At 45.0% G+C, this 25,639-nt stretch carries 19 protein-coding genes; 8 read left to right on the forward strand and 11 right to left on the reverse strand.

Annotated elements, in window-relative coordinates:
* Positions 1-325 precede the first annotated feature (325 nt).
* From BB427_RS17540 to BB427_RS17565, 6 genes are all read right to left on the reverse strand, one after another.
* A complete protein-coding gene (locus BB427_RS17540; protein ID WP_069022232.1) occupies positions 326-1,450 on the reverse strand; it encodes a glycosyltransferase in 1,125 nt (374 codons plus the stop codon).
* The gene (locus BB427_RS17545) at positions 1,447-2,475 is read right to left on the reverse strand and encodes a glycosyltransferase family 9 protein (RefSeq protein WP_069022234.1); all 1,029 of its coding nucleotides are present in this window, start codon (positions 2,473-2,475) and stop codon (positions 1,447-1,449) included. Before BB427_RS17545 ends, BB427_RS17540 begins: the two co-directional genes overlap by 4 nt.
* A gap of 2 nt (positions 2,476-2,477) precedes the next feature.
* A complete protein-coding gene (locus tag BB427_RS17550; protein WP_069022236.1) occupies positions 2,478-3,824 on the reverse strand; it encodes a 3-deoxy-D-manno-octulosonic acid transferase in 1,347 nt (448 codons plus the stop codon).
* Between the two features lie 103 nt (positions 3,825-3,927).
* Positions 3,928-6,324: an ABC transporter permease gene (locus tag BB427_RS17555; RefSeq protein ID WP_069022238.1), complete on the reverse strand. Its 2,397-nt coding sequence runs from the start codon at positions 6,322-6,324 to the stop codon at positions 3,928-3,930.
* A gap of 2 nt (positions 6,325-6,326) precedes the next feature.
* The gene (locus tag BB427_RS17560; protein ID WP_069022240.1) at positions 6,327-7,034 is read right to left on the reverse strand and encodes an ABC transporter ATP-binding protein; all 708 of its coding nucleotides are present in this window, start codon (positions 7,032-7,034) and stop codon (positions 6,327-6,329) included.
* Positions 7,035-7,044: 10 nt separating this feature from the next.
* The gene (locus BB427_RS17565) at positions 7,045-8,298 is read right to left on the reverse strand and encodes an efflux RND transporter periplasmic adaptor subunit (protein ID WP_069022242.1); all 1,254 of its coding nucleotides are present in this window, start codon (positions 8,296-8,298) and stop codon (positions 7,045-7,047) included.
* Positions 8,299-8,547: 249 nt separating this feature from the next.
* On the opposite strand from BB427_RS17565, the gene BB427_RS17570 reads away from it, so the two are divergent.
* The 4 genes from BB427_RS17570 (at position 8,548) to BB427_RS17585 (ending at position 14,313) form a co-directional block, all read left to right on the forward strand.
* Positions 8,548-9,960 (forward strand): sigma-54-dependent transcriptional regulator, encoded by a 1,413-nt coding sequence (locus BB427_RS17570; protein WP_069022244.1) that lies wholly within the window; start codon positions 8,548-8,550, stop codon positions 9,958-9,960.
* 11 nt (positions 9,961-9,971) lie between these two features.
* Positions 9,972-11,297, forward strand: coding sequence for a sensor histidine kinase (locus tag BB427_RS17575; protein ID WP_069022246.1), 1,326 nt, complete (start codon positions 9,972-9,974; stop codon positions 11,295-11,297).
* 132 nt (positions 11,298-11,429) lie between these two features.
* The gene (locus BB427_RS17580) at positions 11,430-12,206 is read left to right on the forward strand and encodes a LytR/AlgR family response regulator transcription factor (RefSeq protein ID WP_069022248.1); all 777 of its coding nucleotides are present in this window, start codon (positions 11,430-11,432) and stop codon (positions 12,204-12,206) included.
* Between the two features lie 139 nt (positions 12,207-12,345).
* Positions 12,346-14,313, forward strand: coding sequence for a TonB-dependent receptor (locus BB427_RS17585; protein WP_069022251.1), 1,968 nt, complete (start codon positions 12,346-12,348; stop codon positions 14,311-14,313).
* Positions 14,314-14,514: 201 nt separating this feature from the next.
* Here BB427_RS17585 and BB427_RS17590 read toward each other — a convergent pair whose 3' ends face one another.
* The gene (locus BB427_RS17590) at positions 14,515-17,940 is read right to left on the reverse strand and encodes a GMC family oxidoreductase N-terminal domain-containing protein (protein ID WP_069022253.1); all 3,426 of its coding nucleotides are present in this window, start codon (positions 17,938-17,940) and stop codon (positions 14,515-14,517) included.
* Between the two features lie 137 nt (positions 17,941-18,077).
* A complete protein-coding gene (locus BB427_RS17595; protein WP_069022255.1) occupies positions 18,078-19,280 on the reverse strand; it encodes an acyltransferase family protein in 1,203 nt (400 codons plus the stop codon).
* 166 nt (positions 19,281-19,446) lie between these two features.
* Here BB427_RS17595 and BB427_RS17600 point away from each other — a divergent pair, with 166 nt between their 5' ends.
* From BB427_RS17600 to BB427_RS17615, 4 genes are all read left to right on the forward strand, one after another.
* A complete protein-coding gene (locus BB427_RS17600) occupies positions 19,447-20,310 on the forward strand; it encodes a LytTR family DNA-binding domain-containing protein (protein WP_069022257.1) in 864 nt (287 codons plus the stop codon).
* Between the two features lie 230 nt (positions 20,311-20,540).
* Positions 20,541-21,827, forward strand: coding sequence for a LysM peptidoglycan-binding domain-containing protein (locus BB427_RS17605; protein ID WP_069022259.1), 1,287 nt, complete (start codon positions 20,541-20,543; stop codon positions 21,825-21,827).
* Between the two features lie 23 nt (positions 21,828-21,850).
* Positions 21,851-22,600, forward strand: a complete 750-nt coding sequence (locus BB427_RS17610; RefSeq protein ID WP_069022261.1) for a hypothetical protein — start codon at positions 21,851-21,853, stop codon at positions 22,598-22,600.
* The gene (locus BB427_RS17615; RefSeq protein ID WP_175401303.1) at positions 22,564-23,217 is read left to right on the forward strand and encodes a hypothetical protein; all 654 of its coding nucleotides are present in this window, start codon (positions 22,564-22,566) and stop codon (positions 23,215-23,217) included. Before BB427_RS17610 ends, BB427_RS17615 begins: the two co-directional genes overlap by 37 nt.
* Positions 23,218-23,220: 3 nt before the next feature.
* Here the strand turns inward: BB427_RS17615 and thpR are convergent, their stop codons facing one another.
* From thpR to BB427_RS17630, 3 genes are all read right to left on the reverse strand, one after another.
* Entirely contained in the window at positions 23,221-23,739 is a 519-nt protein-coding gene (gene thpR, locus BB427_RS17620) for an RNA 2',3'-cyclic phosphodiesterase (RefSeq protein WP_069022263.1), read from the reverse strand.
* Positions 23,740-23,759: 20 nt separating this feature from the next.
* Positions 23,760-24,482, reverse strand: a complete 723-nt coding sequence (locus tag BB427_RS17625; RefSeq protein WP_069022264.1) for a helix-turn-helix domain-containing protein — start codon at positions 24,480-24,482, stop codon at positions 23,760-23,762.
* Positions 24,483-24,653: 171 nt separating this feature from the next.
* Positions 24,654-25,520 carry a helix-turn-helix domain-containing protein gene (locus tag BB427_RS17630; RefSeq protein WP_069022266.1) on the reverse strand — a complete coding sequence of 289 codons (867 nt, stop codon included), beginning with the start codon at positions 25,518-25,520 and terminating at the stop codon, positions 24,654-24,656.
* Between the last annotated feature and the right edge of the window lie 119 nt (positions 25,521-25,639).

The raw sequence follows: 25,639 nt of genomic DNA on the forward strand, positions 1-25,639 counted from the left end.
AGCTATTGGTGCGTAAATTCGCCTTGCCTACAGGATGTAGGTACCTTAGCGAGAGCAGGACGCGGAAGCGGTGTTTTCCCTAAAACTCTCTGGCTAGACAAGGAGAAAACTAAGTTGTGCTTTAGCAACAATGAGTTGGAACATTCCTTATCCAAACCTCAGGTTAAATAAACAATTGGATTCAAAATACAGAATTTGGCAAAGCGCGTATTACGATCATCAGCTCAGAACCACAGAAGATAGGCATACCACTGCCCGGTATATTGCTGCAAACCCACTAAGAACCAAGCTAGTAAACCGCATTGGTGATTATCCTTATTGGAACTCACACTTTCTGTGATTGACTGGTTAAAGGCGCTCTTCCCAACTCAGTTAACACGCTTCGATACACCGACAAGTTACCTTCCGCCATCACCTCAATGGCAAATTCACTGCATATTTTAGCACGACCTTTACGGCCCATTTGCTCTCGTAAAATCTGTTCCTGCAATAAACGATTAAGATCTTGGGTAAACTGAACTTGATTACCAACTGGAGCGAGTAATCCGGTTTCATTGTGCGCAACCGCTTCAGGAATGCCGCCAGCAGCAAAGCCCACAACAGGCACGCCAGATGCGCTGCTTTGTAATAACGCGACACCTAACCCTTCCATCGATGCTGGATGTGCAACAATATCAACCGCAGGTAAAATACGCGCTACGTCTTGTCGAAATCCCACCAGCTGGACAACTTTTTGCAGCCCCAGCTCGTCTATACGCGCCTGATACTGTTGCTGCTTTGGCCCTCGACCAAACAGTAATACGCGCAAATTAGGATGCTCAACAATGAGTTTTTTGGCTGCACGCATGATCACATCTTGCCCTTTGCGCTCTATCAGCTGCGCAAAATTAGCCACAACCAAGGCATTTTGTGGCAGTTCAAACTCATCAAGCAGCCATTGCCGCTCCGCGCTACTTGGTGCAAAGCGCTGGGTATCGACTGCACTGTGGACTAACTTTACTTGCTCAGAGGCAACACCCTGCGAGAGTAATACTTGACGGATCTCCTCTGAGATAGCGATAACTTTATCGTAGGCTGGGTATTTTAATTTTGACCACCAGCGTGGCTCGGTGTTGTCGACTCGTCTCGATAAAATAACAGGGACATTAAGCGACTTCGCGGCAAGTAATCCCCAAGTATCAACCCCTCGGCGGCTGTGAATATGAACACAATCAGGCCGATGATGGGCAATAGCCCTTCGTAACCGCAAACATTGCATGACATCGAGATCGCCTGCCATTTTCACAGGCTCCACAACTACTTGCTTATCAACGGCTGCAATCATTTCACTATTAGGCGGGCAAACCAGTACGTTTTCAATGCCCTTTTGCTGCAACGCTTGGGTTAAATATACCACTTGTTGTGCGCCACCATATAAGTGACGACCCGCTTCAATATGCAGAACTTTCATAGCACTTCTCCTAGTGCGTTCGAGACTCTTTGTGGCGTGAGACCTACCATACAATCAAAACGAGCCTCACAGGTTGGCCGGCGTTTGCATGGTGAGCAAGCAAGTTTATCGCTCAACACGCGACCATTTGGATTGAAGGTGTTTTCATACGGTAAGGTTGAACCAAACAATGCAATAACCGGGGTATGATGCGCCATCGCCATGTGAGTTAGCCCTGTATCGACGCCAATCACACCTTTTGCCCCCCGAATGATCTCGCTGCACTCAAGCAATGTCGTTTTCCCGGTTAGATTAATGATCCCCGGCATCTGTTTTGCTAAACGCTCGCTATGAGCGATATCACTTGGTCCACCCAATATAATAATATGCGCACAAATAGACTGATTTACTTGTTTATACAACTCACGCCAATGCCCATCTGCCCAGTGTTTCTGTGCTCTCGTTGTAAACGGGCAAAACACCACATAAGGTTGACCTTGAGTATGCTCCAATAGCAGTGCTTCTGTGTGTTGTTGTGTCTCGTTCGAGGCAATGAGCGAGTATTGAAACGCCGCCTCTGGCGCACCAAAAAATTTCGCTGCAGCTCTGTATTCCGAGCTGATATCAGCAGACCAAGGCGAGGTCACTACCTTATTCATAAGCCACTGACTGCCCTCGCGACTATTGATCCCAACCTTATATTGAGCGCCGCTAAGCCAAGCTAGCACACCACTTTTAAGGAGTCCTTGGGCGTCGAGCACTAAGTCAAATTGTCGACTAGCCAACTGCTTTTTAAAGCTACTAACTCGCTTCAGTAGCGCTATGATCCCTTGTGCTTTTCGCACTTTTTGCCATTCATTACGAGGCCACAGGATCACCTCATCTAGCAATGGATTTTGTTGCAGCAAGGTCGCGCCAGCAGGCTCTGCTAACCAGCTCAGTTTTGCTTCTGGATAACGCGCCTTTAGTGCAGAAATAAGACCTGACGCCATCACGATGTCACCAATGGCACTGAGTCGGACAATAAGGATATTGTTGTATTGCATTGTTATCTGATCACCATTGGATGTAATCGGGTACTATGAACTGGCCGTTGCGCTTGCTTTAACTGATATAAAACTTGCAATGTGGTTTTGTGTAGTGCGCCATTGTGCTTTGCGATAGCGGCTTGCCCAGCTTGTATTTGTTGTATTGTTGCAGCACTATTTTGCCAAAAGCCGATGACTTCTTTAGCTATTTGCTGTGGTTCGTTACCCTCAACAAGTGCACCAGCTTGACTCAGCGGCGCACATATATCTTCACAATTTCGTCGACTACTTCCCATTACGACTGCAGCCCCTTGGACAACGGCTTCGGCAGGATTATGACCACCGAGCTTAACTAACGAGCCACCGATAAAGGCAACGTGGGCATCACGATAAAACGCAAATAGTTTGCCCATCGTATCAAGCAGGTACACTTGCGTATTTGCCGTTAGTGTTGGCGCGTGCGAGTAACGCTGACAGCTCAGCCCGCTTGCTTGCAGCAGCCGCCATACCTCATCAAATCTTTCAGGATGACGCGGTGCGATCATTAGCTGAGCAGCTGGATTTTGCTGTAACAACTGTTTGTGCGCTGCAACCACCGCTAGTTCTTCGGTGTCATGCGTGCTCCCCGCAATCCACGTCAGCTGAGAGGGCTTTTGCGTTGGGTCGGCGTGTTTAAGCTCTGGCCAATCGTACTTGATATTACCGCACATCATCAGTTTTTCAGGTGGTACACCCAGCTCGCGAAAAGCTTGATAACTGAGCTCGCTTTGCGGCAGGATTTTATGCACCTTGGACACCATAAAGGTAAAAAGACCTAACATATTGGCATATCTATTTTTTGATCTGTCGGTCATGCGGGCATTTACCAGCATCACTCGACTGCCTTGGTTGCGCGACTGACGGATAAGATTAGGCCACCACTCCATCTCAACCGACATGGTCAATACTGGATTAAAATGCGTCAAGAACGCACCAACCGTCAATTGAAAGTCCAATGGCAAATAGGTGTGAGTGACTTGCTCCCCCCAGTTGCACTCAATATAGTTGGAACCCGCAACGGTGGTACAAGTAAAAACAATGGGTAAATGAGGATGCTGTTTACGCAGCTCAGGAATAAGTTTAGCAATGGCGGCGCATTCACCGACGGAGACACCATGTAAATGAATACAGGCGGGTAAACGCTTACAATCGTAGACACCTAAGCGCTGTAAAAAGTGCTTTTTATAACCCGGTTTACATAGCCATTTTTTTAATAAGATCAGCGCAATCAAAGGTAAACACAACAACAGGATACTGTTATAAACACCAATCCAAAGTGAATTAGCTGATCTTCCACGAAGACGAGAGGTTGTCTTAACCTTAGCCATAGCTACACCTTGTTATTCAAGCCTGAATTAACCCCAGTGTAACTATGGTTTTTGACACTAAATTGACAGTAACTGCATCCTGCTGTTATTCACAAACTAAGCCCTACTCATATCGCAAGATTAGCGACGGACGTGTACTCGCGGCTTTAAAGGCAAGGGTCGCCACAGTCAACCAAGTGATACCGGCAACCACCAAGGCCGCTGCACCATAAACCCACATCATTTGCTCAATACGGTCATTAAAGTTTGCAAGCCAATCACCAACAAGCCAATAGGTGATTGGATAAGCTATGGCGATACTGACTCCCACCAAAGTCAGGAACTCTTTTGCTAAGATATTCACAATGCTTAGCCGTGATGCCCCTAAGACTTTGCGTACAGCTACTTCTTTTTGACGGCGAACCGTTGCAAAAGATGCCAATCCAAAAGTGCCCAAACAGGTTAAGAATACAGCTAGTGCAGTGAAGATAAGTACCACCTTAGAGATACGCTCATCACCACTAAGTACCGCCCTATAACTGTCTGACAGTAGGTTGATCTCTGGTTCATACACGTTTGCGGTTTTTGCCAACACACTAATCACATCTTGTCTAATCTGTGCTAAATACTGCGGGTTAATCGTTAAGATCACTTCAGATGTTGGATTAAAATAAGTAAATCCTAATAAAAACATAATATTAGAACTCGCTTCTTGTGCATTCCCCACTTTGACGTCTGCGACGACGCCAACCACTCGCATCTCTACGTTGCGACCAGTATCTTTGATAGTTTTGCCAATAATATCAGCAACATTACTGTAGCCAGCTTGCTTAGCGACCGACTCGGTAATAATGGTGCCTATTGTGGTTACGCCGTTAACTCGATTTGACCAATCACCGGCAAACTCTCGGCTAAAGTCTCGACCTGCAAGTAGCGTTAACCCTAATCCTTTGACTACCTCGTAGCTTGTGCCGATCACTGGCGTTAAGGATTGCGACTGTTCACCATTTGGCCAAGTGGGTACTAGGGTGTTATTAATCGAGCGAGTCAGCTGCGTATCTATCACGCTGATATGTTCAACGCCCTCAATCGCCGCGAACTGTTTAACTAATGACGTTGGCGCTTTTGTAAAAGCCGCTTTAACGGGCACTTCTGAGACCACCAAACGTTGTGTGGTTTCGTAACCAAGCGGTAAGTTTTGCAAATGTGCCAACTGGTACTGTAGCGTTACCGAAGCAATAATTAACCCAACCGCAAGTGCAGCTTGTACAGTTAAAAGACTTTTGCGCACCCAAATCGCAGTACTCCCACGCTGTAAATCTCCGCTTAATACGCGTTTAGCACTAAAAGATGAGATAAAAAATGCAGGATAAAGGCCTGCCAACAACCCCACAGTGACGGCAACCGCGACCACGACGACGCTAAACATAGATGCATAATCAATACTCAGTTCGCGGCCAACTAAATTGTTGAAACTTGGCAAAAGTAACTCGACCAAAACACAGGCTATTGTCATTGCAAGCAATGACACGAGTACAGACTCAGATAAAAACTGTGCAACTAATTGCGACTTGCTGGCACCAAGCGCCTTGCGTACACCCACTTCTTTTGCACGTTTGGTCGACTGTGCCACCGTCATATTAATAAAGTTAAAGCCAGCGATAAGGATTAGCAGCACACTTAAACCAACACAGATCATCACCACTTGTTTCGCACCACCCACTTTCATTTCAAACGGTGACTTTGCAGTAAAGTGAAGGTCCGTTAAGGGGTGCAATTGCAGTGATAAGCGGCCTTTAAAGTCACCGAAATAGTATTTCTCCGTCAGTGTTTTTTCCAAGGCAGTAACGTCTGTTTGCGGTGCCAATCGTAAATAAACATAGCTAGAAGTTATATCCGTATTGGCTGGATCATGCTCTACAGACACTAGGTTTTTAAAGCCAAAATGCGTGTTTTCAGGTAAATCTGTAAATACTGCACCTACCGTATATTGGCCGTTTTTATGCTGCAGAGTCTCGCCAACCACGTTCGTGCGGCCAAAAATACGCTGAGCTTCTGAACTACTCAATGCAATGCTATTCGGTACACTCATGGCGCGACTTAGGCTACCTGCCACCGTTTCCATATCGATGAAGTTCTCGATATTTGCAGTTGCGCCATAAAGATCATTCAGTTTAAACCCTTGATTTTTTACTGTCACATCGACTTCAGCTTCGCGAGTAAACTCCACCATCGTCAGCGCAAAAACCTCTTCAACTTGGCTATATTCAAGTGCTCGAGTGCCATTGATGTAATTAAAAACAGGAACGACCCCAAGCCCTAATTGCGAATAGTCTTGTGCAATTCGATACACGCGCTCAGCTTGAGGTTGCTGGCTGTCGTAAGACAGTTCATTTTTTGCAAACAGTGCGACCAAAATTGCCGCGGCTAAGCCCACACTAAGCCCAAGTACATTTAAAATAAAATGCTGTTTTTGCTGCTTAAAAGCACGCAATGCCGTTATTAGATAATTCACTATCATCGTTATGCCACCTCAACTTTTTGTGGTTGCACCACTGTGTTGGCTTTGTCTAACATCACTTGACCATCGAGAAGGCGTACAAGTCTATCCGCGTATGACCCCTCTTTTTCTGAGTGCGTTACCATGATCACGGTTGTGCCTTCGCGGTTTAGCTCGCGTAACATCGCCATGACTTCTTCGCCATTTTTGGAGTCCAAGTTACCCGTTGGCTCATCCGCTAAGATAAGTTTAGGGTTAATAACCAGCGCTCTAGCAACCGCCACACGCTGCTGCTGACCACCAGAAAGTTGCTGTGGTAGGTGATCGGCGCGGTGGTCGATGGCAACGCGTTTTAAAATCTGCTCTACACGCTGCTTACGTTCACTTTTTGAGATATTTTGGTATTGCAGCGGTAGCTCGACATTTTCAAACACAGTCAGCTCATCAATCAGGTTAAAGCTTTGAAATACAAAACCAATAGACGCTTTACGTAGCTGTGAGAGCTGCTTTTCGCTATAGCCCGCAATGTCAGTGCCCACAAACTCAAACTGCCCAGATGACGGCGAGTCCAACATCCCTAGGATGGACAATAAAGTGGACTTACCACACCCAGACGGGCCCATGATGGCAACAAACTCACCTTCATTAACGGTGAGGTTAATATCGTTTAGCGCAGTCGTTTCAACGTCTTGAGTACGGAATACACGGTTTAAGTTAGTTAGTTTTATCATTGTTATATCCTTAGAAATTGAGTTGTTGCGCTTTGTCGAAGTTGCTATAGCTTGAGGTGATCACTTGCTCACCTTGTGATAAGCCATCTAACACTTCGTAATAATCTTGATTCTTTTTACCTAAGCGAATATCACGACGCTCGGCGGTTTTGCCATCACTTGCCAACACGTATACCCAGTTACCGCCAGAGCTAGTAAAGAAGGCACCGCGTTTTAGCAATAAAGCATTTTCTTTGTTACCGCCAAGCATCAGTTCTACATCTATGCTTTGGCCGCGTTTAATGTCGCTTTGGCCGCTTGGTAATGCCACTTCTACCTGAAATTGTGATTGCGTTACACGGCTATCAATTTTGCTCACCTTAGCACTGACTAAGCCACTGTCTAACATCACATTCACTGCCATATCCGGTTGTACTTGATTTAAATAAAACTCATCAAGGCGGACAACCAACTTGTATTCATTCGGAATGTCAATTTGGCCTAACCGTGCCCCTTTACTCTTTGACTCACCGATTTCAACATCCAGCTCACTCAAGTAACCCGATACCGGCGCTTTGATCAGTAGGTTTTCGAGATTTTGACGGGCAAATTGCAAGTTCTTCTGTAACATCTCAGCACTGTCTTCTAGCTGTTCGACTTGCACTTTACGAATGGAATTTTCCTGCGTTTGGCGCTCTAACGTCAGCTCCTTTCGGGCCTTGTAATACTGTAAATCGTCTTCGATTTCAGACAATCTGTCGGTTGCCAGCACGCCTTTTTCAACAAGTGGCTTGGATTGCTTATAACGACGTTCCAAATGGCTAATTTGTAAGTTAATTTCCAGCAAGTCACGGCGTAAATTAAGGCGACTAGTTTCCATCGTCATTTGGGTGTTTCTTAGGAAGTTAAGCTGCTCTGTTACTTGCGCTTCGCGACTCATCACGTCTAGCTGTAAACTGGTATTGCTCAGTCTCACTAATGGCTGACCCGCTTCAACAAACTCACCCTGCTCCACCAAACGCTCTTCTACTTGACCACCCGCAATGGTGTCTAAGTAAATCGTGGTTTTTGGTACGACTTGACCACGCAAGCTTAGCGCGTCCACAAACGCCCCCTTGCTTACGGTGCTCACCGTGAGACTACTCAGCGCGAGATTTTGACTCCGACCTGAAGAGGCAGTGTTATTGAATGCCAGTGCCGCTGCTGCAATGCTCAGAAGTACACCACCTGCCACCGCTTTTTTAAGATGTTTTTGCAATCCTGAACGTTCTATTTTCTTATCCATAATCACGCCTCTTGTTGTTAGTCGGTTAAATCGTTTTATCGAATATGTATGACTAATATCAAGCACCGTGCCAAGCTTAATTTTATTATAAATTACAGAATGTTAGGCGTTCACCATTATATTCTAAGAATAATAAGTGTCCGGAAATAGAACACATCAAAAATAACAAAGTGTCCATAAATGAACACTTTTCGTAGACGAGATCTAAACGATTGCGGTACGCTAAAAGAAAAATAAAGCGATTAGAATATGAAGCAGGAAGGCACCATATTAATTGTCGACGACAACAGCGATATATTAATTGCAGCAAAGCTTTTGCTAAAAAAGCATTACCAAACCATCATCACCACAGATAACCCCTTTGATATAGAAGCGCAGATTGCATCGCAGCAAATAGATGTGATCTTGCTTGATATGAACTTTAGCCAAGATGCTATTAGTGGCAAAGAGGGCTTTTATTGGTTAAAGAAAATTGTCGAACAAGACCCAAGCATCGTGGTGTTGTTAATGACTGCCTATGGTGACATTCAGCTTGCCGTTGACGCGATAAAAGCAGGAGCAGCCGACTTTATCGCTAAACCTTGGCAAAATGACCAACTACTGGGTGCGGTTGCTGCCGCATTTGCTCATGCCAAAGACAAACAGCAGGTTGGTAAGCTCACTCGTCAGACCCAAGGGTTAAATCAGGCACTCAATCAATCTAGTGGTAGCCATCAATTTGCTTTTTTAGGTCAAAGCCCGGCCATGCAAAAGGTATTTAGTACCATAGAACGCGCAGCGCTCACCGATGCCAATATTCTGATCACCGGCGAAAGTGGCACGGGCAAAGAGCTCGCCGCCCACGCCATTCATCAGGCGAGTATGCGCCGTGACAATACCTTTATCAGCCTAGACATGGGCGCAATTTCCGAAAGTTTGTTTGAAAGCGAATTGTTTGGTCATAAAAAAGGGGCGTTTACCGATGCGAAAAGCGATAAGGTAGGCCGCTTTGAACTCGCACACGAGGGTAGCTTGTTTTTGGACGAATTGGGCAACCTGCCAATGAGCCAACAAGCAACGCTACTTGCGGCTTTACAAAATCGACAAGTCACTCCTGTAGGCGGTAATAAGCCCATTTCAGTGGACATACGCCTTATCTGTGCCACCAACGACAATCTGCAACAAGCGGTTGATGAAGGCCGTTTTAGGCAAGATTTATTATATCGGATCAATACCATAGAGATCCGTCTGCCACCGCTTCGCGAGCGTGTCGATGATATTCCACTGCTCGTAAATTACTACCTTGAACACTTTTGCCACAAGTATAAAAGGCAGCTTGAAGTAAATAGCAGCGACATGCAATGTCTACAAACCTACCCGTGGCCCGGTAATGTCAGAGAGCTCGCACATGCTATCGAGCGTGCGGTGATCTTAAGTGAAAGCGAGTTTTTGGATATCAGTACCGTGATTGGCACTAATCCCACGGCGGCGCAAATCGGTAAGAAGGATACCTCGGACACCAATGCACTCACTTTTGAAGACACTTTCAACCTTGAAGAGATTGAACAACGTACGGTGCGTGCAGCGCTCAAGCATTATCAAGGCAATGTCTCAAACGCAGCCAAAGCGCTCGGGTTAACCCGAGGGGCGATGTATCGTCGCTTAGAAAAGTACGATTTGTAGGAAGAAAAGAAATGACCCGCCTTGCTCACCACCCCACCCTTGTTTTTTTATTTACTATCATAGGCCTAGTAATTTCCAGTGGGCTCTCGCTATATTTGTATATACAAGGTGGCTTTTCGGCAACTTGGCTGTTGATCACCCTTATTACCATCGCGTTTATCTCAGCCTTATACTTTCAATTTAACAAGCAAAACAAGCACATGGGCTTTGTACTTAAGTCTTTAGCCAATGGCGATAGCTCCCTGGGATTAAGCCAACATCACCCTATGCGGCAACACTTAGAAGAGATCAAAACGCGGATCCAAAGCGCGCGGTTGAGCGCCGAGCAGCAAGCTCACTTTTTACAAACCTTGCTAGTGCATATCGACTTAGCGGTTTTGGTGTTCGACAGCGAGGGGAAGGTGATTGAATCAAACCCAGCGGTAACCCGCCTACTAGGTAAACCCATTAATCACAGCGAAGATTTAGAAGATATCGCACCACTGGTTAATGAATGCAATAACAGCTTGAAAACGATAGCAAATTGGCAATATGGCGAGCAACAAGATAACTTGTCTATACAAATAACCTCAGCGCAGATCCAAGGGCAAATTCGTAAAATTGTCACCTTACAATCCATTCGTGATGCTTTACAAAACAAAGAGCAGCAAGCCTATAAACGCCTCACCAAAGTGCTTACGCATGAGGTGGCTAACTCTATTACACCTCTGTCATCCATTGCACAAACCTGTGAGGGACTCTTGCCCGACACATTGAGTTTTGACGATGAAGAAGATAAACAAGACCTCGCCTTAGCACTGCAAACACTGGCTAAACGCACTGAGTATCTGGGCGCTTTTATCGCTCGTTTTAGAACGGTGAGTAATTTACCCAGCCCAGCGCTGCAACCTGCCCAGCTTGCGCCGCTGGTAGAAGGCATCTATCAGTTACATCAACAAAGCTGTCATCAAGCGAACATAGACTTACAGCTTGATGTTAGCCACTCCCAACTGGTGATGTTAGACACGGCTCAGATTGAGCAAGTGCTTATTAACTTAACCAAAAATGCCATTGAAGCGGTGCAGCAGCGCAATGACGAAGATCAGCGAAACACCCGCCAAGTGGTGTTGAAAACTGGAGCCAATAACGCAGGCCAGCACTATATAGAAATAAGCGATAATGGCCCTGGCATTGCCGAACATGTAGTCGACATGATTTTCGTGCCGTTTTTTACCACTAAACAACAAGGCTCGGGGATCGGCTTAAGCCTCTCGAGACAAATTATGATTAATCATGGCGGCGACTTAATTTATCTTAAGCGCGAGCAAGGCGCATGCTTCAGATGCGTATTTGGTTAACTCACTTGAGCTTTGCTTAAGGGCTTATCTTTAGTTAAAGGCAAATAAGACTACAGGCTAGGTCTAGCTTTGAGGATTTGTGAACTTATAAAAAGTCGGTAAACTAGAAGTATCTAATTTAGGGAAAAGTTCGTGCACACCGTATACAAACCTATTCTTACTATTACTGGAGTTGGCTGGACTGCCGTCATCATATTTTTAACCGCAATCGACTTGCTGCACGATTGGGTTGAGATAGAAAGTGAGCGGCTGAATAACCCTATCTGGTGGGCCTTGCAGGAATGGGGGCTTTGGTATATTTACACACCTATACTCTTCTTATGGCTAAATAAACTCAGCCAACAGAATGAGGTATGTTGGCGCAATTACCTCGTTTGCTGCTCGGTTTTATTCGTGCTGAGCATGTCTATACAAGCTGGATTCGACTATCTCGTTTATCGCGATGATATTCCCTATACCTTGTATTATTTTGCGCCATTACACCCGCTGGTGATCTACGTATGCTTTATGATTTGGCACAAGTTTATCCGTATTGAAAGCAACGAAGAAAACAATAGCACCGCGATAAATCAACGTTTGCTTGTGGATTTAGGCGGCGATAAGTCATTTGTACAGATCAAAGATATAGTGCACATAGTGGCTGCTAAAAACTATGTTGAAATTCATACCGAGTCGCGCCAATACCTCAAGCGAGCAACCTTATCTCAGTTTGAAGCCATGCTGCCAACCGATATGTTTGTGCGCACCCACCGCTCTTATTTGGTTAACATGACCTATGTTGAACGTATCATCACCAAAGCGTCAGGCAATGCCATCATCAAGTTATCAACGGGCGCGCAAATTAGCTTGAGTAAAGGTTACAAGAAAGCACTAAAGTCACGCTTCGATACACTTTCTCAGGCCGCATAACACCAGCGAGCAACGTGAACCCGATTACGGTTTCCCGTCGATCCGTCCCATAGAACCACCTTACGTACCTAATAATTTGTTTTATCTGCTTTTTTATTTTTAATAGCGCAATGGAGAGCTTTTTATTCAAAGAGGAACAATGACACGATTTCATCCCTCCACGGCGGCCTATTACGCTTTAATGAGCGTCATAAGTAGCAGCGTTTACGCCAATATGGATAACGCTAAACCGAGTGTTTATACTGGAAGTTCACTGCAACAGTTTGCAGCACAAGATGCACTTGCAGCCATCGAGCGCTTACCGTCATTCACGCTCATTGAACAAAGTGGTGAGCGCGGCCTCGGAGGCAGTTCTGCCAATATTTTATTAAATGGCATGGAGATCCGCGTAAAGTCTGGATCGGTCTCGAAGTATTTAAAACAACTTCCCGTTGACCAAATCGTTGCGCTAGAAGTGTATCTAAGTCATCACCCATTTCCTTCACTTAAGCAATATAATCAAGTTGTTAACATCATTCGTGATGAAAAAACCAATGCCTATAATTGGCAACTAGGTAGTGCAATAAATGCCAGTGCCTCCACTGGCAAAACAGCAATGGCGGGATTTGTATTACCTAAAGGGCAATGGACACACAGCGGTCATATTCAAGTTCAAGATGAGCCGTATAAAAGCACCAGCCAAGGTCAGCTGTTCGCGTCTAGTAATACTCTCGAAGAAAAGAGCGAAGAAACATTTAAAGAGCAAAGTGAGCGAATAACGCTCTCACTTACCAGCCACAAAACCATACAGGATGGTGCCCTAACGCTCAATGTTCAGGCTGTAAAAGACAACTTGCAATCGCAATACGAATGGCTGTACCGCACGCCAACTTCATCCAGCGATGTTGAATCTGCGTTTTCGCAAGAGCGCGATAAAACAAACACTAGCGAAATGTCTATCGATAGGCAGTGGCAAGGTCAGCGCTGGAGCATACAACTTACAGGCTACTACTCAAAACAAAAGAATGAGTTACACATGCTTGATGGTCTCTCTGCGCAACTTTCAACACCGAGCTTTACACAGTATAAGCGTACTGACGAACGAGTAATTCGCCTGATGGTAAACGACGCTGTCTCGGAGTTCGGTCTTGAGGCCAGTATCAATCGCGTAAATGCCAACACAATATTGCCAGAGGAGCAGTTACACAGCACGATAAAAGAGCTAAGTATTGAGCCCTTTACTGCTTTTACTTGGTCGCTTTCACCAAAATGGCAGTTATACAGCAAACTGGCAGCCGAGCAGGCTACGCTTTCGACCAACAGTAGTAAAAGTGAAGATATTCAACATTTCATCGTCAAGCCGTTGGTGCGATTAAATTATGACGCAACAAAACACATTCAGCTTACGACCACCTTAAAACATGAAGTGGAACAGCTCGATTTTTCACTTTTTTTACCAGAGCTCAACGCAGGATTTGGCCGCTTACAGTTTGGCAACCTAGAAATAGAGCCAATGCAGTACACTGAACTTGCGCTGCAAATTGATATTGAAGAAGGTGAAAGATGGCGTTTTAACGTTAAACCTTTTTATCAGTGGCAAAAAGATGTGCATGAATATCAGCAAGATAATCGAGGTGAAAGCATAGTTGCAAATGCTGGGGATGCCGCGCTTTGGGGGCTAGATGGTGCAGTTAATCTAGACTTATCAAGCTGGATCAACAACAGTCAGCTCAATCTTGATTATAGTTATCGAGACGCATCATACCGTGACGCGCTCACAGGAAAACGTGCGATTAACGGGACTGTTCCACATAGGGCTAGCGTGCAATTTCGACAAAGCTTTAATCGCTTTTCTTGGAGCGCAGAGATTTCCAGTGGGGATAGTTATCGCGAATATTACCCCGATGAGCAATTTATTGAAGCAAGCTCATTGCAATTGACTTTACAAGCGCAGCTTCAAGTAAGCCAGCGAGTTAAGCTTAATCTAGAAGCTTCGCCACTCACGTCTAGATATAAATATCGACGCTTGTACTACAACACCTCACGGGCAGATAGCGTAAGCGCCGTGGAAACGATTCGTGAACGTGTACCACCTGAGTTTGCGTTCACGCTCAGTGGTAGTTGGTAGGCCGATACTAATCGCGCCTACCGACTTTAGTGTCCTGACTAGGGCCTGTTTATCTTTCAAGTTTGTTTTTGCAGCAGTTTGATTGGTATTTATACAAGGCAGAGCCGGCGTAGCATAGTTATTCTATGTGGCGGCAAGTCGAGCGTCGCAACTAAAACACACTCAGGAGAACAAAAGTCAAACAGCAAAGGTCAACAGGCCCTAATATCGCTCTAAATGATTGAGAATATGTGGAAAAACATCTACATCAGCCTGACGCCCAAAGATACAATCTATGTGCGCGTAATTGGGGATCACCTTACGCGTAAACTGAGCATCACCAAAAGCAAGACAAAGGCGTTCATAGGTTTTTTTCGTGCTCTCAGGTAAATAGCATTCGTTATCTGCCCCGCTAATAAATAGCGTCGGCACGTTTAATCGGTTGATGTGTGGCATGTAAACGTCCTTGCCATCTGCATCAACCAGTTTTCCTGCGCGACAAATTGCAGCAAGGTGCTCAAGGGTTTGAATATTGGCTTCGGCAAATAGTTCATCAATATGCTCATGCAGCAAATCGGTTAACTGATCATGACGGTATAAGGAGGCGTACATAAAGGTCACGCGATGGCAGCTGTCATTGTTGCATCGCCCCTGTGCTTCAGCGAGCGCGTACAAGCCTAGCGCCTTATCATACAAAGAGGCAAGCCCATTGCTCTGCTGTGGTACTCGCGCCGTTAGCGAGTCTACGCCCAGCCTCTCTAAAAATGAGGGGAGATGTAACCCTGTCTTCATTTTCGTTGCCATCGGCACCACCACGTCCGCCGCAATTTGTGATGCAACAACACTGCGAACTCCTGAAAGGCCGCTAAGCATAGACATAAAGAAAGTCGTAGCACCATAACAATGCACCACCGCCTGAATACTATCTGCTCCCGTGATGGTTCGGATCTTGTTCACCGCGGCTGGGTAATCGTATTTCGCTACCTGATCGCCATTTGATTGCTTTGCGGCAGCAGGCAACAAAATACTGACTCGATAATCCAATAGCCACACGTCATATTGGTTAGCGACTAGGTACTCGACTAAGTTGGTATCAATCATGTCGGTGGAAAAGATACTCGAAGCAACTCCCAGCCCATGCACTAACATAACCGGGCCCTTGTCACCGCCACGATAACGAGTCAGCGATAGCTGCACATGATCAGCTGTATCAAACAAGTATACTTCAGGTGTTGGAGCCCTTAGCGGCCGCTTTTTGCGCACCAATTCACCACTGTGCGTTTTTTCTTGGTAAAAAATACTGCCGTAACTTTGATATAGTGTGCCCGCAAAAAATTGCCCAAAGCGCGCGATGGCTTTTAAGCGAGCCGCTTTACTCTCGGCATGACTTACACGAATAGTGGCAAGCTGCGTCACAAAATCAATCGGCGCTATTTTCATAATACCGTGACCACATACGGCCCCTTGAGTATCTTCTCCTTCATGAATATCAACAAATAAGGTTGTAGTATCATCCCAAAGATCGAGAGAGTGAGGGTCGTCTTTGATTAACTTAAAGGCATTAAAGAAGTACTGCTTGCCATCCTCCGCCATTAAATTCATTTTATAGATCATCTTCCGAGTATTTGGAGGAAAGGCCTGACGCTCAAACAGACGAAACTCACCATTGCGAACAGTCAGTGGTTTATCAGAAAGTACATTACACTCAACGCGACCCGAAATATGCGCTTTATGTTGTGGGTCGGTCAACATCACCTCTAGATCCGTCGAGGTGACCGTCAATACAAACGATAGCGTTTGGTTTGTTTCTTGACCCTGCTGATAAGCAGCCAAGTAGGTTTGTAAAGAGGTAGTGCTTGGCTCTACCACGCGGCTAAAATAGCCCTGCATGCGCTCTGTAAACGCCAACCCTGTTGTAGTCGGTTCAGCGGTACGGGAGCGGCTTGACGGCAATTGATAGTCAATTTGCCAATCACGGTCCTTGGCGATAAGTGCACAGCAGCGCTCCGTCAATGCACTTATCGTAAGCAGCGGATTGACCGCAAGCGACGTTGGAATGATGGCACCATCTGACACATAGAGCGAGTCGTAGCAGGCATCACTCTCTCCCGTAAACACTTGCCCTTTATGATTCACCACCCCTTCGGAACCCGTCTCAGCAAGCCGACAGCCACCTAAAGGATGAACTGTAACCAAGCGATTATTCAACCACGGTGACCAAATTGGGTTTTTAACATAGGTGCCACCGAGCGCAGCTGTCGCTTGAAGCAGCTTTTCACTCGCATGATGAAAATTAGGCTGAGCTCCTAACTCTGGCCAACGGATGTTCAACTTGTCTTGCTCTAAAGTTATGACACCTTGGCTATCGTCATGGCTCATTACTAAGTAGGTCTGAGTATGTTTTACCGCACCATGATAAGCGCCTCGCCATTGGCTTTGCCATACTCTCGCTTGCTCCTCCAAAGCGTCATAAAAACCATGATCCGTATCGAGCCCAACTACACCCGCAGCACTTGCAAGCGCAGTTGGCAATACTCCCGCCATTGCGCCGGGTAAACTTCCCTCTTCAATAATCATTTGTTGCGCGCGTTCGCTCGCTTCACGAAGATCGATTGCACTAGTGATACAAGGTCCTGTAGGCGCTTTGTCGTCAGGCTCTAGATTACCAACCCCAACACCATCAATTTCGCTGTCGCAGTTATAGCCAAAACCCAACATATCGCCATTACCAGTAAAATGCTGACCAAGTTGCGAAGAGATAGCCAAACCGCGACTTTGGCTACGCAATAAAATTTCATTACTGCCCAGCGTGCCTGCAGCCAAGATCACAAGATCCGCCTCAACAAATAACGGGGCTGCAGAAAAGCACTCTGCGCCGGTTCCCATGTCTTGGTAAAACACCCGCCAACCAGAGTCGGTTTTCTCCAAGTAGCGCACACTGGCCTGGCAATAAATTTCTGCGCCATGATTCCAAGCATCCGGTAAGTAATTCATTCGAGTGGTGTTTTTGGCATTAAAATTACAGCCAGACACACAGTCTCCGCAGTTATTACATGCTTGCTGCTCAACACCCACATGGTTAATGCCATCTTCAGGCGTCGCAAAACACACATTGATTGGCACTTTATTAAAGGGAGCTTCTAATGCATTTGCCGACAGCTGGTGAGCCTTCAGTTTATTCAAAGTTGGGTAATGTTCAGGGTATAAGGCAGGCTTCAGCATCTCTCGAGCCAGAGTGAATCCTTCTTCCAACAAACCATCCTCATCATCTCTAATAGCCTTTGGCCATACAGGATCTCTCAGTACTGCATCTACTGGAGGCAAAGCAACATTGGCATTGATAAGAGAGGTACCACCTAAACCACAACCGACGACGACATTCTGTTCACGGTGCATATGAATATCAAATAATCCCAAATGAGAGCCTTTGTGCCCTGTTTGGCTACTAAACTGCAACTCGCCAGCGGCCTCCAACTCGGTATCCGGAAATTCTCCCGTTAAAAACTCGCGCCCTCGCTCAAGTAGGCAGACTGATTTTCCGGCTCTCGCCAAGCGTGACGCAGCGATAGAACCGCCATAACCACTACCAATAACAAGTACATCGTAATGTGGCTGAATTGCCGCCAGAGGTGAAGAAATTGGTTTCATTTGCTTGATTCCCTCTTCTTATTTTCGCTCACCACCTTGCTCGTGGCGATGCTATCCGTGAAGTATCCTCCATCGGAGGCATACTGACCCTAGCAATAAGAGTAGAGTATTTATTGCACAATGGCGCAGTACACAGGTTAAATAATCCGGAGGATCAGCGGCAACAATAACAAACACCCTACCCCCCAAAGCATTTTATTGTTTGTCAGCAAAGCTGCACGATACCCCACCATCAACCCAAGGGAACCCAGCTTTGGCACCAGCCAAAACAACAATCCAGAAAATAGCAGTGTTCCTGTGATCACCAACAGGCTCTCAGGCACACCACCGAGTTGATAACGGCTCAGCCAGAGCGCCAAGGCAATAATCACGCTTTGATGCCAGAGATAGATGGGAAACACCACTTTATTGAGCCTCGTAAGCAGCGGATGAGGGCGGTTAAGATAACGCGCTGCTAATGCCAATATCAACAACACCGCACACACGCGCTGCAACACCAACACAAGACTCCCACCCAAAGTAATGAAGGTTGTGCGCGTATCTTGCTGCAACCAGTAAAAATGATATAAAAGCAAAATAATCATAGCGTTGACTGCACAAACCCACAGTAGCACTTTACCTTGCCGAGCAAGCCAAACCCAAAACCGATTATGCATAGCAAGCAGATAACCTGCGAGCAGAAAAACAACCCCCTGAAATTCTCTTTTGCTATCACCTTCCAATGCTAGCTGAGCCCAAAGTAAGCTTGCAAAAGCCAGCACGCTTAGTAGATAAGTTGACCAGCGCAAAGTGATAAAATGCCGGAGTATTACTTGAAGCTTAGAATTAAAGACGATATGCAACACAGCAAGGAGCAAAGTAAAACGCCATAATTCTCGCAAATACCACAAGTGATTGACGTCAACATGGGGCCAAATACCGCTTTGATACTGACTGAATAAAGGGCTGTTAAAATCAATAAACTGTTTGTAAAAATCAACAAACCCAAGCGTTAATCCAGCATTCTGCTGCATTTCTGCGTACAGTTGTACGGGCACAACAAGCCATATGCCAAATAATAGCGGGAGCAACAGCAAAGGAGTGCGAAAGAGCATGGCTGTGCATGCACCTTGTTTATCAAAAATATATCTAAGCGCAACTCCCGAGATAAACCAGATAAGCAACATGCGCCATGGTGAGATCAGTAACATCAGATATTCTAGCCAAACCGAAGTATAAGCACTTTTGTAGTGAAAACCCCAGTTAGGTACATATAACATGGCGGTGTGATAAAAGATGAGTATCGTAAATGCAATAACACGCAGCCAGTCTAGCTCTACTCGCCGATTTAAATGATCCATGGTATTTCTTTTTGAAAATAAACTTACCCCTACAGTGCGCCAATACAGCGTACAACCAAACTAAATTTGCTTAAATAACAATAGCTAGGGATAAACCGTGGAATAGAGGGATAAAATAAGTGACCGCTTTGCATCCAGTTGCTAGAGTAAAAGAAAAACTCAAACCATGATGTTTTCACGTACCTTTATTCAGCAATACCACCCTTCGATGGCAATGGCATTACTCGCCCTCTTTCTGGCGATTAACAACACCTTGAATGCCATTACTCTGATCATGGATGCCAACCGAGATGCGCAGCTCGATTTTGCGCTGTGGGAACCTTTCGTGTGGGAATATACCAGTGCGGCTGCCAGTTTAGCCTTAATTCCTGCCATATCTTGGTATTTAAACGCATTTCCTTGGCAGTGGCATAAACCTGTTAACGTCGCTTTTAGCTTTTTTATTGCCTCACTGTTATTTTGTTTTGGCCATGTTGGCATCATGGTGTTATTACGTGAAACGATTTATTTTAGTTTGCAACTAGATTACAACTTTCACTTTTCTTGGTTTGAACTTATCTATGAATATCAAAAAGATGCATGGAGCTTAGTGTTCTTTATTGCACTCATAAAAGCTTATCAATTTAGTGTCTCCCATATGCTTGGTGAAGCATCTCCGATAAAACAAGAAAGCGATGAAGATGAAACACTCCACAAACCTATTCATCACTTATTGGTACGTAAGCTTGGTAAAGAATTTATCGTTAAAGTTGAAGAGGTTGAGTGGTTACAGTCGTCTGGAAATTACGTTAATCTACATGTAAATGGCCGCATTTATCCGCTGCGCTCAACGCTTGCTACGTTATGTCAGCGCTTAGACCCCGTTGGCTTCGTGCGTATTCATCGCTCTTTTGCTATTAATGTGTCTAAAGTGGTGAGTATTACACCGCTCGCCAGTGGTGACAGTGAAATCGCATTGCAAAGTGGGAAAGTATTAACGCTCTCGCGAACCTATAAAACACAATTTAAGCACCAACTACGTCTTGAGTAAGTGAGCAATACGCAATTATCAAGCAACCGAGTGTTATTGCGTTAATTCCATTAATCAATGCTAAATGCTGTAACGCTAAAGTTCATTTTGTATCCATTTCATCACCCTACACTACACAGCCGCAACAGGTAAGGTGTCTATTTTTGCATTTGCACCGAATTTATATACAATCTTATGCGGTTCAGATGCCTCATTGGACTGCATAATAAAAGGATAATAAAAAAGGCTCTATGAAAAACCTCATCACTCCATTACTTACAGCAATCCTGCTGCTAAATGGCTGTAGCCAAATACAGCAACCTCAACAGAATGAACCTACGCCAGATAACTCCGTACAAGCTGGTGTAAACACACCGAAAAATAAAGTCAAAGACGAAGCTAAAACGGCGGTTAAAACGCCATATGATCCGCTCGCAACTGATGATTTATGGCTCCGTATTAAAGATCAGCTCAGCTTTGCCGATTCCAACGATAAGCGTGTAAAACAACGGATTGATTGGTACCTCAAGCATCCCAATTATATGGATACCATCAGTGAACGTGCAGCGCCGCTACTTTATTACTTAGTAGAAGAAGTCGAAAAGCGCGATATGCCAATAGAACTGGCATTGATGCCGCTAATTGAAAGCGACTTTAATACCCAAGCCTATTCTCACAAGCATGCTTCAGGTTTGTGGCAACTAACGCCGCTGATTGCAAAACATTATGGTGCCAAGATCAACGCTTGGTATGACGGTCGCCAAGATATCGTAGACTCGACCCGCGTCGCATTGGACTTTTTGCAATACCTCCACAAACGTTTTGATGGTGATTGGTATCATGCCATTGCCGCCTATAACACAGGTGAGGGTAGAGTGCTTGCGGCCATTGAACGAAATAAAAAAGCAGGTAAACCAACTGACTTTTTCCATTTGAAGCTACCACGTCAAACCAGCCACTACGTACCAAAGCTACTTGCGGCATCACAGTTGTTAAAGCATGACTTGATGAAGTTTCCTAAGATCCCTAATCGATCGCTGATCAGCGTTATTAAACTCGAACAACAAGCCATTTTATCTGATCTCAAAGGCTGGAAAGAAGTCGAGGTATTAAATCCAGGCTATGCACGTTTTCCTGCATTACTCGGCGGCCCTGAGCATATTGTCATTCCCACATCGCGCGTGTCAGAGTGGCAAACCATGCTCACACACTTACCAAAAATGCCTGCAGATACATGGCAACATTATACTATCCGACGTGGAGACTCTCTCAGCACCATTGCAAAGCGCTACTCGCTAACCGTCGCCGAGTTAAAAGCCTTTAATCAATTAAAGAATGACCGAATTCGTGCAGGAAAAAAGCTAATTTTGCCCATTTTGGCTGACAAACAACTGGACTATAAGATAAAACACGGCGATAGTTTATGGCGCATAGCTAAGCAATTTAATGTCAGTGTCGCTAAGCTAAAGCAATGGAACCAGCTATCGACAGATAGACTGAAAATTGGCGATACGTTACTCGTATTTCTGTCGCCTTAAGCCGTAGTGTCAGTTGGATAAATATGTCAGAACATAACAATAATAACTTACCCTCTGAAAATGTAGCCGAAACGCAGGCAGCAAAGCCTGCTCGGCTACAGCCACACAACTCAAGACACTCAAGGGGCTCCTTTAAACTTTCTCGCTCCAAAATGAATACCATTTTGGCTTTGTGTGCGATGTTTATTTCCGCAGCGTCGTTTTACGCCACTTATCTGCAAGCAAAGGCTGCTCAGGAGCAAGTTTCCGCAGCCGAAAAGCAGCTAAAAACTGAAACTTGGCCATGGCTTCAATTTAGCTATAGCAACTTTGATTTAGACTCCACTCAAGCAACTATTCGAGTCGATATTCGCAATTCGGGGACCGGCCCTGCAATCATTCATTACATCAAGTATGAATTGGATGGCGAAGCGTATTTTGATGTTACCGAACTTATGGATGCATGTTGCAACCTTAACGCCTATCAAGCAGCGCTTAGTGATGCTCAAAATGAAGAATCGAATATCAATTATCTAAAAAAGTTTGGCTGGTATGTTTCCAGTGCGCCACAAAAGATTTTGCTGGCAGATGGCGACACTTTCAACATTTTTACCATGCCAAAAAGCAATTTTAATCGTGGATTATGGGATAAAATCGACGCCCATAAATCGGTTTTTAAGGCAGAGGCCTGCTACTGTTCTATACTAAAACAGTGCTATACCACGAACGAAAAAGCAGTGATCACTGAGGTACCTAGTTGTTCAACGACACCGACAAATTCTATCAACGAGTAATACAGCATCTATTGCAATTTGAGGGCGAGGTACTGCATTTGTACCTAGATGTGAATGCCAATCCGACGATTGGTGTTGGTTTTCATATGCAAAGTGTTGAGCAATTTTGCCAGTTACCAATGCGGGATAGGCGCTCTAAACGGTCTGCCACCTTGCAACAAAAGCGCGATGAATTCCGTAATATTAAGGGCAAACCCAGCGGCTACAAGGCTTCTTGGTATGCGCAATATACCGAGCTTACCTTGCCACCAAAAGCGTCTAAAAAATGTCTTATAGAGCAAATCAAAGAATTTGAACAGTACCTCATTCATTTTCTTGCCAAGCAAGAAACTGGCAGCATTCCTTATCAGCTATTACCAACCCCCGCTAAGATTGCGCTGTTGGATATGGCTTACAACCTTGGTACCAGTAAGTTATTTTTGGCCTTTCCTAATTTGATTAAAGCCGTCAGCGCACAAGATTGGCACAGCGCAAGTAAAGAGTGTAGCCGCTTACATATTAGCCCAGCACGAAACGAAGCCACCAAAAAGCTATTCCTCAAGTGCGAGAAATACAAACGCTATCAACTGACTTGGTTCGAAACTTTGGTTAAAAAGCTAAAGCGCTGGCTGTCCTAAAGTTCAGCTCAGAAAAAAGGACTCGATAGGGTCGTAGATCAAGCCACGCTCATTGCGGTGAGAGTGATATAGATGAAATTTCTTTACCGTGAGTGAGAAAGGCGTAATGGGCTTCGTAACACTCGGCTCTGGCTTACAATTTCTAAATAGTGTGATATGTGGTGAGAACGGATGCGGGTTGTGATAGAGGTCGCATTTTTCCCCAAAAGCACGCAGCGGATTGGCTAAATCAAGCAAAGCTTGTGGTTTTTGTTCGGGCTTTAAGTAAAAAATGCCATTGTGCTGCCAGTAGCCATAGTCACCAAAGGTGAGTGTAAATTTAGGCACCGATAGAGCACTCGCAAAATCACAAAGCTCGGCTACTTGTGACTCCTCCACCATAGCAAGAAACGCCAGTGTAAGATGCCAATTACTTGGTTGTGTATTGGCTTTACTGGCACTCACGCTATCCACCAGCCATTGGCCAATATGCGCTCGAGTGTCGTCGTCCATGCCAATACCAAAAAATAATCGTTTTTGCATCTTACACCTATATTGATAATCTAAGGTTTAACTAACCGCTTACCTACTAAAGTTAGCATAACCCCAGCGGAGAGACACAATAAGCCAACAAATTGCAGCCAGGCATTTTCCGCTCGCTCACTAAATTTAGGGCCTTGAAAACGATAATGCCTTCTACCCTCGGATACCGATTCGGTATAAGCGCTTCCCCTGTAATCTGGGAAAAATACCGTTTTTTTATCTAAACGTTTCGCCATGGCAAGCTCAACTTGCTCCACAAATCCACGGTCACCATTCTTATTATGAGGAACTAGGTATACGCGCCATTTTCTATATAACTCAACAGGCTCACCGGCTTGCAATACACCTTGAGATTCATATTCAAACAGTTTTTCACTAAAAAATATCTGCTTATAACCGCTCCAAAATAACCCGACACCGAGAGACACTAGCAAAATAGCTAATATCGCAAGTTGCTTATATTGCTTTTGTTTTGAATGTTGATCTTGCTTATACCAGTACTCTATATCTGGAATTTGGCTTAATTCTTCACGCTTCCCTTGTGTTGAAAGGGTTTGCATACACTCATCTAAGGATAAATTCAGCGCCGTTAGTAACTTTCTAAATACCTCGTTAGAAGGCACGGATTTGTCGTTTTCTAGTTTAGATAAATAGCTTTGCTCAACACACATTTGCTCAGCTAACTGGGGTTGGCTTAAGCCTTTCTGTGTACGGATCTGTTTAATAAAGTGTCCTAGTGTCATCACGGTCATCCTCGTTTATTGTTGTTGCGACCCGGCACATTCTTGGCAATTCCTTGATAAATACCAAGTTGAATATTTAGGAATAAGCATGAATATCATAGCATTACGAAATATTCACGGTTTGAATTGAAGTTTTGATTAAAAAGCACAATAAACAGGCTCACGTCCAACTCAATACAATGCTTTTTGGTGCAGCCGTGCACGAAACTCACTGGGCGTACACGCCTTCAACGCTTGAAAACGACGATTAAAATTAGAAATATTATTAAAACCACATTGATCCGATATCACACCAATGGGAGAGGCGGAGCTAATTAATAGTTTACAGGCCTTGGCAATACGCAGCTGATTGATAAATTCCGTCACAGTACGCTCCGTGCGCTTTTTAAAGAAACGATGAAAGTGATTAGTGCTCATGTGCACTTGCTGTGCAAGCTCATCGGCGCTTAATTTGTCGGTGTAATTGTCATATATATAGGCAATAACCCGGTCGAACTTGTCTTTCGCGGGATCATGGCGGGCGTCAAAGCGAAAGCCGCTACTGGCTAAATGTTGATAGTTCGATGTCGTCATCCGCGTTAACATTTCGAGCAAAAGCACAAAGCGCATTAACGGCTCGGCATCCGCGATTTGCTCAAACCACTTTTTCGCTTGCCTTGCGACTTCCACAGGAAATTTGACGCCACGGCGCGCTGCATTTAACAATTCAGATAAGCCATGTAATTCAGGATGCTGAGCCACTAAAGACTCCAACCAGTGTGCGGGTATTTGTGCAACATGGACAACATGAGCGGAGTGATCCGGATTCGGCTTTGACTGCCAAGTATGTGGTAAGTCAGGACCTAGGATCACCAAATCTAAGTCTTCGTAAGGGGCGATATGATCACCCACATGACATACACCGACACTGTTGAGCGTCAAACAGATCTCATATTCCGGATGATAGTGCCAATTAAAGGGAATTTCGGGCAATTGATACAGGCAATAACGCCATGAGCACCCGGGAGATGGTAGTACTTTCTCGTACATCGCTCGCATAGCAATTTCCTTTTACATTAATAAACTTATTTAAAATCGGCATGTTATAAATTTTAAAACAACTGCTCGTTACACCTAGTTGCACACCATGCAAATTCAATCACCAAACAATATTAATC

The sequence above is a fragment of the Pseudoalteromonas sp. BMB genome (assembly GCF_001709235.1).
Taxonomy (GTDB): domain Bacteria; phylum Pseudomonadota; class Gammaproteobacteria; order Enterobacterales; family Alteromonadaceae; genus Pseudoalteromonas; species Pseudoalteromonas maricaloris.